This is a genomic window from Thioclava sp. DLFJ5-1, assembly GCF_002020115.1.
Taxonomy (GTDB): domain Bacteria; phylum Pseudomonadota; class Alphaproteobacteria; order Rhodobacterales; family Rhodobacteraceae; genus Thioclava; species Thioclava sediminum.
This window is the reverse complement of the sequence record NZ_MPZU01000001.1, coordinates 63,160-79,319: the sequence shown is the minus strand read 5'-3', so window position 1 is coordinate 79,319 and position 16,160 is coordinate 63,160. Positions and strand designations below refer to the sequence as shown.

Annotated in this window: 13 protein-coding genes; 3 read left to right on the top strand and 10 right to left on the bottom strand. The window is 65.6% G+C overall.

Annotated features, from left to right (window positions below; all coding sequences use genetic code 11):
* Positions 1-86: 86 nt before the first annotated feature.
* Entirely contained in the window at positions 87-2,453 is a 2,367-nt protein-coding gene (locus BMI86_RS00415) for a DUF2309 domain-containing protein (protein WP_078539277.1), read from the bottom strand.
* A 4-nt stretch (positions 2,454-2,457) separates the two neighbouring features.
* A complete protein-coding gene (locus BMI86_RS00410) occupies positions 2,458-3,189 on the bottom strand; it encodes a hypothetical protein (RefSeq protein ID WP_143594646.1) in 732 nt (243 codons plus the stop codon).
* 93 nt (positions 3,190-3,282) lie between these two features.
* Between BMI86_RS00410 and BMI86_RS00405 the strand changes: the two genes are divergently transcribed.
* Complete coding sequence (locus BMI86_RS00405; RefSeq protein ID WP_078539275.1) at positions 3,283-4,176, top strand: LysR family transcriptional regulator; 894 nt, start codon at positions 3,283-3,285, stop codon at positions 4,174-4,176.
* A 132-nt stretch (positions 4,177-4,308) separates the two neighbouring features.
* Here the strand turns inward: BMI86_RS00405 and BMI86_RS00400 are convergent, their stop codons facing one another.
* The 8 genes from BMI86_RS00400 to BMI86_RS00365 form a co-directional block, all read right to left on the bottom strand.
* On the bottom strand, positions 4,309-5,196 hold the full coding sequence (locus tag BMI86_RS00400) for a 2-oxo acid dehydrogenase subunit E2 (protein WP_246831595.1): 888 nt from the start codon (positions 5,194-5,196) through the stop codon (positions 4,309-4,311).
* A 10-nt stretch (positions 5,197-5,206) separates the two neighbouring features.
* Complete coding sequence (locus BMI86_RS00395; protein ID WP_078539273.1) at positions 5,207-6,637, bottom strand: NAD-dependent succinate-semialdehyde dehydrogenase; 1,431 nt, start codon at positions 6,635-6,637, stop codon at positions 5,207-5,209.
* 19 nt (positions 6,638-6,656) lie between these two features.
* The gene (locus BMI86_RS00390) at positions 6,657-8,015 is read right to left on the bottom strand and encodes a biotin/lipoyl-containing protein (RefSeq protein ID WP_078539272.1); all 1,359 of its coding nucleotides are present in this window, start codon (positions 8,013-8,015) and stop codon (positions 6,657-6,659) included.
* The gene (locus BMI86_RS00385; RefSeq protein ID WP_078539271.1) at positions 8,005-9,000 is read right to left on the bottom strand and encodes an alpha-ketoacid dehydrogenase subunit beta; all 996 of its coding nucleotides are present in this window, start codon (positions 8,998-9,000) and stop codon (positions 8,005-8,007) included. The genes BMI86_RS00390 and BMI86_RS00385 overlap by 11 nt, the downstream gene beginning before the upstream one ends.
* 10 nt (positions 9,001-9,010) lie before the next feature.
* Positions 9,011-10,009, bottom strand: coding sequence for a thiamine pyrophosphate-dependent dehydrogenase E1 component subunit alpha (locus tag BMI86_RS00380; protein ID WP_078539270.1), 999 nt, complete (start codon positions 10,007-10,009; stop codon positions 9,011-9,013).
* A gap of 77 nt (positions 10,010-10,086) precedes the next feature.
* Positions 10,087-11,388, bottom strand: a complete 1,302-nt coding sequence (locus BMI86_RS00375) for a Xaa-Pro peptidase family protein (RefSeq protein WP_078539269.1) — start codon at positions 11,386-11,388, stop codon at positions 10,087-10,089.
* Positions 11,389-11,476: 88 nt separating this feature from the next.
* Positions 11,477-12,280, bottom strand: a complete 804-nt coding sequence (locus tag BMI86_RS00370) for an SDR family oxidoreductase (protein WP_078539268.1) — start codon at positions 12,278-12,280, stop codon at positions 11,477-11,479.
* 11 nt (positions 12,281-12,291) lie between these two features.
* On the bottom strand, positions 12,292-14,097 hold the full coding sequence (locus tag BMI86_RS00365) for an extracellular solute-binding protein (RefSeq protein ID WP_078539267.1): 1,806 nt from the start codon (positions 14,095-14,097) through the stop codon (positions 12,292-12,294).
* A gap of 226 nt (positions 14,098-14,323) precedes the next feature.
* On the opposite strand from BMI86_RS00365, the gene BMI86_RS00360 reads away from it, so the two are divergent.
* A complete protein-coding gene (locus BMI86_RS00360; protein ID WP_078539266.1) occupies positions 14,324-15,274 on the top strand; it encodes a sugar ABC transporter substrate-binding protein in 951 nt (316 codons plus the stop codon).
* 78 nt (positions 15,275-15,352) lie between these two features.
* On the top strand, positions 15,353-16,150 hold the full coding sequence (locus BMI86_RS00355; protein WP_078540379.1) for an SDR family oxidoreductase: 798 nt from the start codon (positions 15,353-15,355) through the stop codon (positions 16,148-16,150).
* The last annotated feature ends 10 nt before the right edge of the window (positions 16,151-16,160 follow it).

Genomic DNA, 16,160 nt, shown 5'->3' with positions numbered 1-16,160 from the left:
CGCAACGCAGACCGACGATCGCGCGGCGCGGCCCCTTGCGCCGCAACGAGGGGGCAGGGCCGCGCTTTGATCGTCGACATGTGCGCTCAGGCGGCTCGGATCGCGGGCGGCTGATCTCTCGCGATCCATGCGCCCTGTTCATAGCGCGCGCAGATCCGGCCCGCGTCATCCATCGCCTGCAGCGACAGCCAGCCATTGTCGAACAGGGTTTTAAGTTGCGGATGCCGCTCCAGCACGCCGGAGATCGCTTCCGTCGGAGCTGCGACGACGACCGAGAGCCGCAAAGGATCATGGCGTAGCTGTTCCCCGTCATGCAGCGATTGCATCGGCAGGCCGACCCGCAGATCGCCGCCATTGCCCTCGAACACGCCGATACCGCCGACCACGTTGTGCAGCAGCTTGTTGCCTGCCCCGAAGACCTCGGGCGCGGTGGCCGAGCCGTGATATTGCAGCGCGATCCAGCTGGTGACCACTGCGGGGGCGGTCAGGATCAGTTCCAGCGTCGCGAAGCCGTCATCCTGCCGCCAATGGTAATCGTGCAGGAAGGCTCGCCCGCCAAGATCACAGCTCAGGCTGCGCGCCCGCGGTGCCACGAGGAAGGCACGGCACCCGGCCAGACCCCATTCGGGGCGCAGCTCGGACCAGTCCTTGCCGCGCCGGGGCAGGCCGGCCCCGGATCCCGCGCGGGGCAGGGCCTGCGCCCGCGCCATCCGTGCGATTTCGCCTGCCTTCGCGAGCGCCGCTTGCAGCCGCGCCTGATGCGCCCGCGGCACCGCACCGAGCCCTTCGTCAAACAGGCGCAGCGCATCGGTGACCGTGTCATGCAACCCCGCGACGAAGCGCGTTTCAGGCGGGATCGCGATGCCGTTCCGCGACAGCCCCTTGCGCACCACCGGATCATTGAGCAGCTCGGCCAGAAGCCGCGCGTTCACATCGCCCGCATGGCCGCCGCAAGCCCCGCATTGCAGGGCGCTCGCGTGCGGCGCGTTTGTGACATGCGCCCCATGGCCGGCGATCAGCACGACCGGCGCGAAACCGGAGGTAAGCGACATAGCCCGCAACACCCGGCCCGCGAGTGCGATCCGCTCGTCCGAGGGCAGGTCGAGTGCGGGCACGGGGTCAGGGGACGGGGCGTCGTCCTGCGCCATCGCAGACCCGAATAGCTTGCCCAGATAGAGTGGTCCGGCCGCCTCCACGAAGGCGAAGGACGAGACCGCGGCCAGCTTGAACCGGCCCCAGGCGCGGGTCGCACGCTGGGCGATCCGTTCCGTCTGATCTGCCTTGCCGCTCTCCGCGACCTGCGAGTTGAGCGCCGCCTCCAGCAGCACCGGCGCGCGCGCCTCGCGCTGATCCGAGGCCAGCCCGAGATGCGCGATCGGCAGGCCGAAGAACCCCGCGAAGCCACGCGTCTGCACGCCCGGATCAGCGGTTTCCAGCGCCCGCCGGAACGGCTCGGAGCGCACGTCGATGCAGAAGATTGCCTGAATGTCCGGCGTCGATGCGCCAGCCCTGCCTCCCGAGGCGGGGAGCTTTTCAGCCAGCGCCCGCTCCTCGGCCTGATCGGCAGCCTCCTGCAGGGCCAGATCGATGCGTAGATCGAGGCTCGGCTCCAGCGGCGCGGCATGAGCTTTCAGCGCCTGCGCCCAGGGTGTGGATAGCTGCTCGCCGAAGCTGTCGAGCAGCGCCACCTCCCACGCGAGCCGGATCACCAACATCTCGAACCCCAGCGCGTTGCGTTCACCCTTCAGCCCATCGACCCAGCCGAGCCCGCGCACATATTGTGCCCAGCCGCCAAGGCTCATCGCGAGCCGGTGCAGATAGAGCGGTGCGGCCTCGGTGCTCAGACCAAGCCGTCCGGTCAGTTCCGCGAAGGCCGCGCGTGGATCCGTGGGCAGGCTCGCCGCGAAGGCGCAGAAGCCGCGCAGTCCGTGCAAGCCCGGCGTCAGGTCGCGCAGCGCGAACGCCCGCCACGCTTTGAAGGCCGATCCGCCCGGTGCGGGCCAGAGCGCTTGCCCCTTGTCGAAATGCCCGCCAGCCCACAGGCCGACCCGGTCCGCGATCAGCGCGGGCCAATCCTGCCCGGTTTCACGCGCCGCCAGATCGACCAGCGTTGGATCGGGGCAATAGGCGGGCGAAGGGTCATGAAGCGCCTTTTGCACCTGATCGGGCTCGAGCCCGGCCCCGATCGCGGCGGTGGCGATGTCCTGTTTTGTCACGCGCCCGGCCTTGAGCCACGCGGCGATCACCTCGCGCGGTGCGGTGATCCGGGCGCCTGCCACGCGCGCCAGCCGGGTTGCGGCCTGAACGCGGCTCTCTCCGGCCTGGCCGAGGTAGGGGTTCACCGCGACCGTCGCCTCCAAGCCGAAGGCGGGCGGGATCTGTGCCAACGCGTCTTCGGCGGCGGCAAAGAGTTGCAGCGTGGCGTCGGGAAACTGATAGCTGTGGAAGCTCATTGCCTTAACCTTTCTTTAGGGGTGTCTGCCCGATCAACCGATCGGTGAGCGCATTGAGATAGAGACCGTTCATCAGATGGACCCGCAGCCCCGCCGCAGCCGGATGGCTGCCCCAGAGCGGGAAGGTCGCCTGCGCCCATGCTGCGAGACCGAAGCCCACGACGGTCAGGAGCATCACCAGCCAGACCAGTGGATCGGCGACGGGCGGCGGCGGCAGGGCGCCCGCCGAGAGCGCATTCGCCCCCCAATGCAGCGCGAAATAGCCTAGGGTCGCGCCCAGAGACATCAGCGTCGTGCGCCAGAACAGAGGCCAGGGTGCGGCCTCCGCCAGCCCCTGCGCGATCAGGTAGGCCACACCGAAGACGAGGATGGCACCGAGCGCGATCGCCTGTGGCGGCTCGTGCCAGAGCCCGGAGATCGCGAGCGCCCCGCCATCGAGTGCGACCCGCGAGAAGCGCAGCACTGCCCAGCCGACGAAGCCCACGGTCAGCGCGAGAGAGATGCTGACGATATCGCTGCGCGCCGACAGCCCGATGCCTGCCACCCCGAGGAGCGGGCTTGTCTCGGGCCCTGACCGCGCGAGCGTCACCGCCGCGATCATTGTCGCGAGAAGCCCCAGCACCGTGGCCAGTTCCGGTCCGCGCAGGCGTGCCCCGGCCCGTGTCGCAGGCCGAAGAAGCAGATTTGTCCCGACCGCGATCAAAAGCGCCGAGGGCAGCAGTAGAAGATAAGACATGGCAACCTCCATTCCGTTCCGGGGAGAGGTAGCGGTGGTTCATCTTGAATGAAAATTCATTGTTTGCCTCATATCGTTCTGTTTAATGGAACGATGTCAGAGCTGAACTATCATCATCTGCGCTATTTCCACGAGGTCGCGAAGGACGGAAACCTGACGCGCACGGCGGAGCGTTTGAACGTCTCGCAATCGGCGCTCTCGACGCAGATCCGCACATTAGAGGCGCGGATCGGGCACCAGCTGTTCGAACGCCGCGGTCGCCAATTGGTTTTGACTGAGGTGGGCCATATCACGCTCGACTATTCGGAGCGGATTTTCGAGGCGGGCGAAGAACTTGAAGCCACGTTGCGGCAGGCTTCGGCGGGGCGTCAAGCGGTGCGCATCGGGGCGCTCTCGACGCTTTCGCGCAACTTCCAGATCGGGTTTCTCGCGCCGATCATCGGCCGTCAGGATGTGGAGATCGTGTTGCGGTCAGGCAGCGCGAACGTGCTGTTCGAGGCGCTGCAGGCGATGGCGCTCGACGTGGTTCTGACGACCGAGCCGCCCGCTCGCGACGTGTTCTCGAGCTTCATCGCGCATCGCGTCGCGGAGCAGAAGGTTCTCTTGCATGGCACGCCGCATCGGCTGCGGCACGCCACGCTTGAGGAGATGCTGCGTGAGGAGCCTGTGATCCTGCCGACCGACAGTTCGATCCGGACCGGGTTCGACAGTCTGATCACGCGACTCGGGCTGCGCCCGCAAGTGGCGGCGGAAGTCGACGACATGGCCATGATCCGCCTTCTGGCCCGGGAGGATGCAGGCCTTGCGATCACGCCCGCGGTCGTTCTGGCAGACGAACTCCGTGAAGGGGTGCTCATGACTGCGCCTTTCGATCTCGATATCGGCGAGGATTTCTACGCCGTGACCCTGCAGCGCCGATTTCCGAACCCAGTGGTTGCGGACATGCTGGAGAAGGCGCGCGAGGCCGAGACGGGGAAAGCTGACTGACGCCGCAGTCCATCGACCTTTCGGCCCTTACCTAACGCCGCTCAGCGCAGGCCGAGCGGTTGCCCGACGCGGCGAGGGCCACGTCACGGGCGAGACCGTCCGTGACGGCGCATTTCGTCACGGATGCGGCACTCAGATCAGCATCCGGCGCGGGTCCGCCATCAGCGTCGCGTAGCGCGCCAGGAAACGTGCCGCATCCGCCCCGTTGATGACCCGGTGGTCATAACTCAGATCGAGCGGGCAGAGCGGCACCGGGACCCATTCGCCCTCCCAGACTGGCGTGACCTGACTGCGAGTTATGCCAAGGATCGCGACTTCGGGCGGGTTCACGATCGGGGTGAAGGCGCTGCCGCCGATCCCGCCAAGATTGGAGATCGTCATCGACGCCCCGCCCATCTCCTCGGGACGCAGCTTGCGACCCTGCGCCTTGCGCGAGAGGTCGGTAATCTCCGCCGCGATCTCCCACAGTCCCTTGCGGTCGGCGTCACGGATCACCGGGACCATCAGCCCGTTCGGCGTGTCGACCGCGATCCCGACATGGACGTAATCCTTCAGCACCAGCGTCTCCCCGCTGGCATCAAGCGAGGCGTTGAAGCGAGGGAATTCCCGCAGGCAACGCGCGAGGACGCGCACATGAAAAGCGAGGGCGGTCAGGCGCGTACCACGTTCGCGCGCCTCGTCGCGCAGGCCTTTGCGGAACGCCTCGACCGCGCGCATGTCGGCGCTGTCGTGATGCGTGACCTGCGGGATCAACGCATTCGCGGCCGAGAGGTTGTCGGCGGCCACGCGGGCGATGCGCGAGAGCGGCTCTTCGGTGACGGGCCCGAAGGCCGCATGATCGACATCCCAGTAGCGCGCGGCATCCGGGGCGGTTGGTGCCGACGAGGTCGCCCCGGCTGCCTTCGCATCCACGTCTTCGCGCGCGAGCGTCTCGCGTCCGGTTTCCTGTGCGAGGCGGTCGAGGTTCACCCCACGCTCGGCGGCATAACTGCGCACCGATGGGCTTGCGACATAGCTCATGGCTTCCTCCTCACCAACTGGCCGAAATATATTGCGTTTCCATGAATTCGAGCATGCCCTCATGCCCACCTTCGCGGCCAAGCCCCGATTGCTTGGAGCCCCCGAAGGGTGCCGCCGGGTCGCTGACCAGACCTCGATTGAGGCCGACCATCCCGTAATCGAGCCGCTCGCAGACGCGCATCCCGCGCGCCATGTCCTGCGTGAAGACATAGCCGACCAGCCCGTATTCGGTGTGGTTTGCGCGCGCGATCACGTCCTCCTCGTCGGTGAAAGTCTGGATCGCGGCGACCGGGCCGAAGATTTCGTCATGCACGCATGCGGCATCCTGCGGAACCTTCGTCAGCACGGTCGGCGGGTAAAAATAGCCCGGTCCGTTCGGGACCTTGCCGCCCAGTTTCAGCTCCGCGCCGCGTTCCAGCGCGTCGGTGACGAAGCTCGCCACCTTGTCGCGAGTTTTGGCGTTGACCAGCGGGCCCACATCGACATCTTTCTCGACGCCGTTGCCCACCTTCAGCGCGCCCATCGCCGCGGTCATCTTCGCGGTGAATTCCTCGGCCACCGCCTCGTGCACATAGAACCGGTTCGCGGCGGTGCAGGCTTCGCCAAGATTGCGCATCTTGGCCAGCATCGCGCCTTCGACGGCGACGTCGATATCGGCGTCTTCGAAGACGATCAGCGGCGCGTTGCCGCCCAGCTCCATCGCCGGTTTCAGCACCTGATCGGCGGCGGAGCGCAGAAGCTTCCGGCCGACCCCGGTGGAGCCGGTGAAGCTGACGACCCGCACCCGCGGATCGTGCAGCATGTGGTCTACGATCTCTGCGGAGTTCTCCGACGGCAGCACGTTCACGAGGCCCTTGGGCACGCCTGCCTCTTCCAGCAGCGGCATCAGCGCGAGCATCGTCAGCGGCGTCTCGGAGGCGGGTTTGATGATGACAGGGCAGCCAGCGGCGAGCGCGGGCGCGATCTTGCGGGTGCCCATCGCGGCGGGGTAGTTCCACGGCGTCACCAGCACCGCGATGCCCGCCGGTTTGTGTTGCACCACGATCCGCGCGCCGGACGCAGGGGCGCGGGTGATCATGCCGTCTGCGCGCACAGCTTCCTCGGCGAACCAGCGGAAGAATTCGGCGGCGTAACGCGCCTCGCCCATCGCATCGGCCCCGGCCTTGCCGTTCTCCAGCGTGATGAGATGCGCGAAATGATCGAGCCGTTCGGTCATCAGCTCGAACGCCTTGCGCAGGATTTCCGAACGTTCGCGGGGCGAGCGTGACGCCCAATCCCCGAAGGCTTTCTGCGCGGCATCGAGCGCCGCGTCCGCGTCTTCGATCTCGGCGGAGGCGACGGAGGCGAGCACGTCCTCGGTCGCGGGGTTGATCACATCGAAGCGGGTGCCCTTCGCGCCCGGGCGCCACGCGCCGTCGATATAGAGATCGGTCTGGTCCATGTCGGTCCGGTTCCTTGTATCAGAGGAGATGGCGCAGCGGCTCGTCCAGCCGCGCGGCAAATCCGGTTATCAGGTCGAGCGCCGCCTCGGGCGCGAGTTGGCCGGGGTCGGCCTCAAGCGTGAGGGTCAGCGGATCGGAGCCCGTGAGCGTGAGCACCGGCTGCGCCTCCGCGCCGAGCGAGATCCGCTGCAACGCGCTTCCGCGCAGGTCGCGGATCAGGAGCGTGGGGGTGGCATCCTCTTCCGCCTCAGGCGCCTGACCCAGCGGATGACGCGCCGGGTCGGCGAAGCAGCGGCTGCGCCCGTGGCGCGAGATCGCGATCGGGCCGGACAGCGTCGCGCTCGCCGCAAGACCGGCGAGCAGCGCGCCCGGATCGGGGGCCTCACCCGTCTCCGCCGCGATCCATTCGCAGAAGGCGGCGAACCCCTGGGCTGAGACCTCGGCACTCAGATGCAGCGCCTGTGCGGTCGGGGATGGTCCCGCCGTCGTTTGAGGGGCGGGCAGGGTGCGCAGCGTCTCGAGATCCGAGACGTGATAGGGCTGCGCGATCCCGGCCTCGGCCAGTCGTGCAAGGTCGAGCCCTTGTTCGCGGGCCAGCCGTTTCGCCTTTGGTGAGGCAAGGATGCGGCCGCCGGGCGCGGGTGTTGCCGCGGTTTTCTCAGACGGCTTGGCCGCTGCTGACTTCGGCGCAGCCTCCTTCTCCGGCGTGGGTTTCGTAACCGGGGCTTCCGCTTTGGCAGGCTTGGGCGCGGTCAATTTCTGCGCATGGCTGCGACGGACCGGGTTCGCGGGCGCCTCCGCCGAGATGATCGCGATCGGCGCGCCGACCGGCACTTCCTCGCCGGGTTCGGCGAGGATCGCGGCGAGATAACCCGAGGCGCCGGCGGGCACTTCGACGGCGCTCTTGTCGGTCTCGACCTCGAAAAGGATGTCGTCGGCGCCCACCGCCTCGCCCGGCTCCTTCAGCCAGGTCGTGATCTGACCGGTCTCCTGCGCCATGCCGAGCGCGGGCATGATGACCTCCGCGCCTTCGGGGAGCGCATCGTCGGTCGCGGCCTCGGTGGCGGTCTTGGGAGTCGCTTCGGGGGCCGGGGCGTCTTGCGCGACATCCCCGCCAGCTTCGGCCTCCGCGGCCTCCTTGCTTTCCGCGATCACGGCGACGACCGCACCCACCGGCACGTCATCGCCCGCCATCGCACGCAGCCCACCGAGGAAACCGTCGGCCTGCGCCTCGACCTCCATCGTGGCTTTGTCGGTTTCGACCTCCATCAGAGGGTCACCCGCCTTCACGGCATCGCCCGGCTCTTTCAGCCAGGCGACCAGCTGGCCCGATTGCTGGGCCATGCCGAGCGCGGGCATGATGACCTCATGCGGCATCGCTCACCTCCTGCCGGACCAGCCGGCGGGCCGCTTGCGCCACGCCCTCGGCCGTGGGCACGGTCAGATCCTCGAGCGCGGGTGAGAAGGGCACGGGCACGTCCATCGCGCCCATCCGCAGCACCGGCGCATCGAGATGGTAGAAGGCCTTCTCGGAGATGCGCGCGGCGATCTCGCCGGTGATGCCGTAGCTCTGATGGCCCTCGTCGATGACGATGGCGCGGCTGGTCTTGCGCACGCTGTCGAGGATGGTCTTCTCATCCAGCGGCACGATGGTGCGCGGGTCGATCACCTCGGCCGAGATACCCTCGGCGGCCAGCGTCTCGGCGGCGGCCTGCGCCACCTGCACCATCGACGAGGTCGCGACCAGCGTGATGTCTTTGCCCTGGCGCAGCACGTTGGCCTCGCCAAAGGGGATGTAATACTCCTCCTCGGGCACCGGGGCCTTGTCATTATACATCAGCTTGTCTTCGAAGATCACGACCGGGCTATTATCGCGGATCGCGGTCTTCATCAGCCCCTTGGCCTCGTAGGCCGAAGAGGGCAGGGCGACCTTCAGTCCCGGGATATGCGCGACCAGCGCGTGCAGCGACTGGCTGTGCTGCGCCGCCGAGCGTCGGGTCGCGCCGAGGTTCGTGCGCAGCACGAGCGGCACGCTCAGCTTGCCGCCCGACATGTAATGGGTCTTGGCCGCCTGATTGCAGAGCTGATCCATCACGAGGAACAGGAAGTCCCCGAACATCAGGTCGACGATGGGCCGCGATCCGGTCATCGCGGCACCCACCGCCAGCCCCATGAAACCGGGCTCGGAGATGGGAGTGTCGATGATCCGCTCGGTGCCGAATTCCTCGACGAGCCCGGAGAGGACCTTGAAGGGAGTGCCGGCTTCGGCCACGTCCTCGCCGATCAGGAAGATCGTGGGATCCCGGCGCATTTCTTCCGCGATGGCCTCGTTGACGGCCTTGGACAGGGTGATCTCGCGCATGATTTCCTCCTCAGGCGGCGTCGTTGGGGGCGTAGACATGCATGTCGACCTCGCCCACGTCGGGGTAGTCGGCGGCAAGCGCATATTCGACGGCGTCGGCGGCGTCTTTCTTCACCGCCTCGCGGATCTCCTCGAGTTCCGCGTCGCTCGCGACGCCCTCACCGACCAGCCATTTACTGAAATTGATGATCGGGTCGCGCTGCTCCTTCCAGATCGTCTCTTCGTCCTTGGAGCGGTAGTAGTCGCGGTTGATGTCGCCGACATGGTGGCCGTGATAGCGGTAGGTCTTGAGTTCGATGAAGAATGGGCCCTCGCCCTTGCGGGCACGGGCAACCAGTCGCTGGGCGAGTTCGTTCACCGCCAGCACGTCTTGACCGTCGACCTCGAAGGCTTCGATCCCGAATGCCTCGGCCCGCGCGGTCAGCGAACCTGCGGCGATTTCGTCGGTCTTGGTGTACTCGGAATAGCCGTTGTTCTCGCAGGCGTAGATCACCGGCAGCTTCCACAGCGCGGCCATGTTCATCACCTCGTACCAGAGGCCCTGCGCGGTCGCGCCGTCGCCGAAGAAGCAGACGGTCACGTCGTCGCGCCCGAGCCGCCGTGCCGAGAGCGCGGCCCCCGTCGCGATCCCCATCGAGCCGCCGACTATGGCGTTGGCGCCGAGGTTACCGTGGCTTTGGTCGGCGATATGCATCGAGCCGCCCTTGCCGCGGCAATAGCCCTCGACCTTGCCCAGAAGCTCGCAGAACATCTGCTTGAACTCGGCCCCCTTGGCGACGCAATGGCCGTGACCGCGGTGTGTCGACGTGATCTTGTCGTCGTCGGTCAGCGCCTCGCAGATGCCTACAGCCACGGCCTCCTCGCCGGAATACATGTGGGTCAGGCCCGGCATCTTGGCGGACAGGTAAAGCTGGTTGGCGTTGTCCTCGAAACTGCGGATGCGCACCATCTGGCGGTACATGCGCAGGTAGTCTTCGGTATTCGTCTTGCGCTTGGTGGCTTTGGCCATGGCGCGCTCCCCCCTTTGGCGTAGGCGTTTTGCGTAAGGTCCGGGCCCGCGCGGGATGGCGCGGGCCCGGGAGCCGGTCAGTAGCGGGCCGCGATCGGCAGGTCCTCGGCCGGGAAGAGGCTGATCACGGTGCAGCCCTTGTCGGTCACCACGACCTCTTCCTCGATCCGTGCCGCCGAATAGCCATCCGAGGCCGGGCAATAGGTCTCGAGCGCGAAGACCATGCCGGTCTGGATCTCCATCGGATTGTCGAGCGAGACCGCCCGGCTGATGATCGGGCGTTCGTGCAGCGCCAGACCCAGCCCGTGGCCGAATTGCAGGCCGAAGGCCGACAGCTCGTCGGGGAAGCCGAACTCCTCGCATTTCGGGAAGGCCTTCGCGACGACATCGGTGGTCACGCCCGGCTTGATCAGCGCGATCGCATTGTCGAGCCATTCGCGGCACCGGATATAGGCGTCGTTCTGCGACGGCGTCGCCCGGCCGATGTTGAACGTCCGGTAATAGCAGGTGCGATAGCCCTGATAGCTTTGCAGGATGTCGAAGAAGGCCTGATCGCCGGGCCGGAACAAACGGTCGGTGAAGTTATGCGGGTGCGGATTGCAGCGCTCGCCCGAGATCGCGTTGATCGCCTCCACGTCGTCCGACCCCATTTCGTAGAGCAGCTTGTTGGACATCGCGACGATATCGTTCTCGCGGATGCCCGGCCGCAGCTCTTCATGGATCATGTGGTAGACGCCATCGACCATCGCGGCGGCCTGATTGAGCAGCTGGATCTCGTCGATGTTCTTGATCTCGCGGGCGCCGAGCATGACCTGCTGGCCGTCCACGACATTCAACCCGGCTTCTTTCAGCGCGAAGAACATCGCCGTTTCGGCATAGTCCACGCCAACCGGCATGTCGGCCATGCCGGCCTTCTTGATCAGCGAGGCGATTTCCTCGGCATATTTCTTCATCAGCCCGAAGGAGGGCGGGATCGTGCCGCGCATGCCGACGACGCCGGCCAGCATCCGCTCGGGGTCGAGCCAGTCGCAATATTCGCGGTGGTGCACGGCAGCCGAGCCGAAGTCCCAGACATAGGGTTCGTCATCGCCTGCGAGCAGGCAGAACCGGCACATCTTGTCGCGTTCCCACTCGCCGATCTTGGTGCCGGAGATGTAGCGGATGTTGTTCACGTCGAAGAGCAGAAGCGAGCCGCAGCCCGATTTTTTCAGCGCGTCCTTGGTGCGGCTGAGACGATAGCGACGCAGACGGTCGTGATCGACGCGGCGTTCGAAATCCACGGCAGTGTGGCCCCAGGCGGGGATGTGCTTGTCCCAACGCCAGTTCGGGTCGATGTCGCCGGGTTGCAGAATGCGCGGGTTGAGGGCGGTCGTGTTCATGATGGGTCTCCCGACGCAGCCGTGACGGCGCGCCTGTTTGGTTGAAAATGCGTAAGAGGGTCGGGGTCGGTCCCGCCTCAGCGGGGGGTCACTGGATCACCCAGCCGCCGTCGATATGGAGCATCTGCCCGGTCATGTAGTCGCTCTCCGGGCTGACGAGGAACGCGGCCGTGCCCTTGATGTCATCCGGGTAGGAGACCTTCTTGAGCGCGAGAATCTCGGCCAGATCGTCGAAAGCCTGACCTTCGCGCTCTTTGAAGCCGATCTCGACGAGATCCTTGTCGAGCTGTTCCCAAAGCGGGGTCTTCACCACGCCGGGTGCATAGCCGTTCACGGTAATGCCATGTTCCGCCAGCGCGATCGCGCCGCAATGGGTCAGCGCGAGGCAACCATATTTCGAGGTGCAGTACACGGTCACGTCGACCAGCGGCTTGCGCGAGGCGACGGAGCCCACATTGATCAGCTTGTAGGGATAGCTCTGCTTGCCCTGCGCGATCATCTGTTTCGCGGTTTCCTGCATGCCGAGCCACATCCCCTTGGTGTTGACCGTCATGATGTGATCCCAGTTGTCCTCATCGATATCCATGAAGAACCGGGGCTTGTTCAGGCCCGCATTGAAAAGACCCACATTGATCATCCCGAAGGCATCCACGGTGGCGCCGACCGCCGCTGCGTTGTCTTCGCGCTTGGTGACATCCATGCGCACCGCGATCGCTTTGCCATTGCCGCCCTTGTTGATCCGGTCGGCGGTCTCCTGGGCTGCGTCGAGGTCGATATCGCCCAGGCAGACATTCGCGCCTTGCTGCGCGAAATATTCGGCGTTGCACGCGCCCATCCCCTGGCCTGCGCCGGTAATCAGGATGTTCTTTCCCTTCAATCGATCGGGGTCCATGTTATTCCTCCCTAACTTGATGGTGTTCTCAGCACCCGGTCAGCGCGTTGCTGGATCTTTCCGAGTGCCTTGCGCGGGGGAATGACCCCGCGCAGCATGTCGTGGATTTCCTGTCCGCAAATTTCGATCAACTCGCAGATGCGCGGCAGCGGCGGTCGCGGCCAGAATTGCAGCTCGTCGCGCCAGGACATCGCGTCCACCGCCTCGAAGATTGGGGACAGGTTCTGCACCTGCGGGTCGGCGCCCACCGAGTAGCGCGGCACCGTCCGGCTGCCGTTGAGCACGTAAAGCTTCTGCGCCGCGGGCGATGTGAAGGCGATCAGCGCCTCGGCGGCGGCGGCGCGCCGCTCCTCGGGCAGGTTGGCCGGGATCGCGAGCACATAGCCGCCCACCGGGGCGACAGGCTTGGCACCAAGCCCCGTCGGGTGCGGAAGATAGCCGGTCGTGTTATGGGCCGGCGAATTCGCGTCGAGTTCGAAATACGGCGCGAGCAGCGTATAGCCATAGGCCATCGCGACCTTGCCCGCCGCATAGGGGCGCACGCGTTCGTACCACGACATCGACAGGATATCGGGTGGCGAGACGCTCATCAGCTCCAGAAGGTACTCGGCCGCCGCCTCGGTCGCGGGCGTGTCGAACTGCGCTACGAAATCGTCGCGGTCCAGATGATCGGCGTCGAACCCGCCCGCAACCGGGTCGAGATTGACGACAGGCTGGCCGAAATCGGCCATCGCCATGATGAAGGTGTGTCCCAGCGCAGTGCCGCGCGCGGCGTTCCAGGCGATGCCGTAGCGGCCATGCGCGGGGTCGTGGAAATGGCGCGCGGCCTCGAGCACGAGATCGGACGTGGTCGGCGGCGTCAGCCCGGCTTCGGCGAAGAGGTCCTTGCGGTAGAACAGCAGCTCCGGCGTGGTCTGGCTGGGCACGCCATAGGGACGACCTTCCCAATGCGCGCCGCGCCAGCCCGCGGTGTGAAAATCGCTCGGATCGAGGCGCGAGATGTCCATCACCTCGTCGAGCGGCATCAGAAGACCCTTTTTCGCGAATTCTCCGATCCAGGGCAGGTCGACGGCGATGATGTCGTAATGGCTGGTCTTGCGGGCCGCGTTGCGCAGAGTCTCTTCGTGGAGCCGGTCGATCGAGAAGGCCCGCTGCGAGATCGAAGTGCCCACGATATGCTCGAACTGGCGCTTTAGGTTCTCCATCACCATGAAGGTCGGGTCGCCATGGACCAGAACGCGCAGGCCGCCCGACACCGAGATCGGCTCGGGTAGCACCGAGGGCGGGGCGATCGAGTGCCCGGCGAGATAGGTGCCGCCGAAGTAATAGTCGCGCTCGCCCCCGTCGGATTCGGCGAGATGACGGCGCGCCAAGCGACCGACGCGGTCCGACAGCTGCCCCCAGTTCGTCAGCAGTTGCGTGCTGGCATGAAGCGAGACCGTCTTGCCCGAACGGGTGCGCGGACGCTGTTCGATCATCCCGGCATCGACCATGTCCGACAGTTTGCGCATCGCGGTCGCATAGGGCACGCCCGAGGCGGCGACGAGCGACGAGGGCGTGACGATCTTTCCCTCCAGATGGCAGCGCACCAGATGGGTAGCCATCGCGAAGTAAGGGTTCGGCGCGGAAAGTGAGAGCGTGGAATCGATCTCCTCGGCCAGCGACTCGAGCAGATCAATCATCGACAGCGCGGTATCCTTATCCTGAACGACGGACGCGCTCGACGCCGGAGCGCCGATATGTCCATGTTGGATATTTTGCGGATCGAATTTGGTCACGCGTTCTGGTCCGAGCTGTGGTTCTGGTTGCTTCGCCATAGGGTCCTCCGAAAGATGTCCAAATCGAGGATCGTTCACCTTAGCGAAAATATCCATTATGGATGCTTCAATATCCGAAATGGATAAGTTGGCGGGCGAAAGCGGGGGCTGCTGTCGGAATGATCAGGTTGTGCCGCCGGTGGATTCGGGCTGCATGGCAAGAGCTCAGGAGGGGGCGACTGCCACAGTCTCACCGGCCGGACTGAAACTTCATGGGAGGATAACAATGAAAAGATCGATGAAGGCGCTCGTCGCCGGAACCACCGCAGTCGCAACGCTCGCGCTTGCTGGCGGTGCATGGGCCGAACAGATGAAGATCGGCATCACGCAGAACAACGTCGGGGTGGACAGCTATCAGACCACCTACGAGAAGGCGTTCAAGGAAGCGGCCGCGGCCAATCCGGACGTCGATGCGGTCGTGCTCGATGCGGGCGGCGACGTGGCGCGTCAGATCGCGCAGATCCAGGATCTCGTGCAGCAGAACGTGCAGGCGATCATCGTCTGGCCGACCAACGGCAAGGCCGTGGTCCCGGCGGTCAAGAAGGCGCATGACGCGGGCATCCCCGTCATCATCACCAACTCCAACATTGCCGAGCAGGGTATGCCCTTCATCGCCGCTTTCTCGGGCCCGAACAATATCGAGCAGGGCAAGGAAGCCGCGGACATGATGTGCACCGGCCTCAACGGCAAGGGCGACATCGTGCAGATCTCGGGCAAGCCGGGCTACACCACCGCGATCGAACGCCAGAAGGGCTTCGAGGACGAGCTGGCCAAAGCCTGCCCGGACGTGAAGATCATGGACACCCAACCGGGTGACTGGAACCGCGAGAAGTCGCAGCGCGTCATGGAAGATTTCCTCGTGAAATATCCGCAGATCGACGGCGTCTATGCGGCCGACGACAACATGGGCGTCGGTGCGCTCAACGCCGCCAAGGCTGCGGGCCGTGCCAAGGACATCAAGTTCGTCGGCGCCACCAACTTCGCGGTCGGCTACGAGGCGATGAAGAAGGGCGAGTATTACGGCTCGGTCTACCAGTCGCCGATCGACGATGCGAAGAACGCGCTTCAGACCGCGATCGACGTGATCCAGGGCAAGGACGTTCCGAAGATGAACTACTTCAAGACGCCCCAGATCACCGAGAAGAACATGGACCAGTTCGAGAAGCCCGCCTTCTGATCTCTCCTCCCCGCGGGCATGGGCGCAGGCGACGGGCCGGCCCATGCCCAACTTATTGCAGGCAAGATGGAGATTTTAATGGGACGCGTATCAGGACGGGTCTGTCTCGTGACGGGCGCAGCGCGCGGTATTGGACGCGCAATTGCCGAGGCGCTGTTGGAAGAGGGGGCGGATGTCTGTTTCGCCGACCTCAACGGCGAACGGGTCGCTGAACTTGCCGCAGAGAATGCGGCGCGGGCAGAGGCCGCAGGCGGCCGGGCGATGTCGGCGCAGGTCGATGTGACCAAGCGCGATCAGGTGCGCGCGATGATGGAACAGGTGGCTGAACAGTTTGGCCGAGTTGACGTGGTGTTCAACAATGCCGGGGTGAACCGGCCGATGAATTTCCTCGATGTGACCGAGGAAAACTGGCATTTCATCATGGATATCAATGCGCTCGGCACGTTGATCGGGATGCAGGAAGCGGCCCGGCAGATGATCGCGCAGGGCGGGGGCGGCAAGATCGTCAACACCGCCTCGATCGCGAGCCGTCAGGGCTTCGACAATGTCGCGCCCTATTGTGCCTCGAAATGGGCGGTTGTCTCGCTCACGCAATCGGGTGCGCGCGATCTCGCGAAGCACGATATTACGGTGACAGGTTTTGCTCCGGGCGTGGTGGCGACCGAGATGTGGGAAGAGGTCGATCGCGACCTGATGGAAATCGGTGCGGCGAAGATGCCGGGGCAGGCGATGGAGGAATTCGCCTCCGGTATCTTGCGCGGACGCGTGGCGCGACCCGTCGACATCACCGGAACGACAACGTTCCTCGCCTCGCCCGACAGCGACTACATGACGGGACAGATCGTGATGATCGACGGTGGGATGACCTTGGTCTGACCCGCCGTCA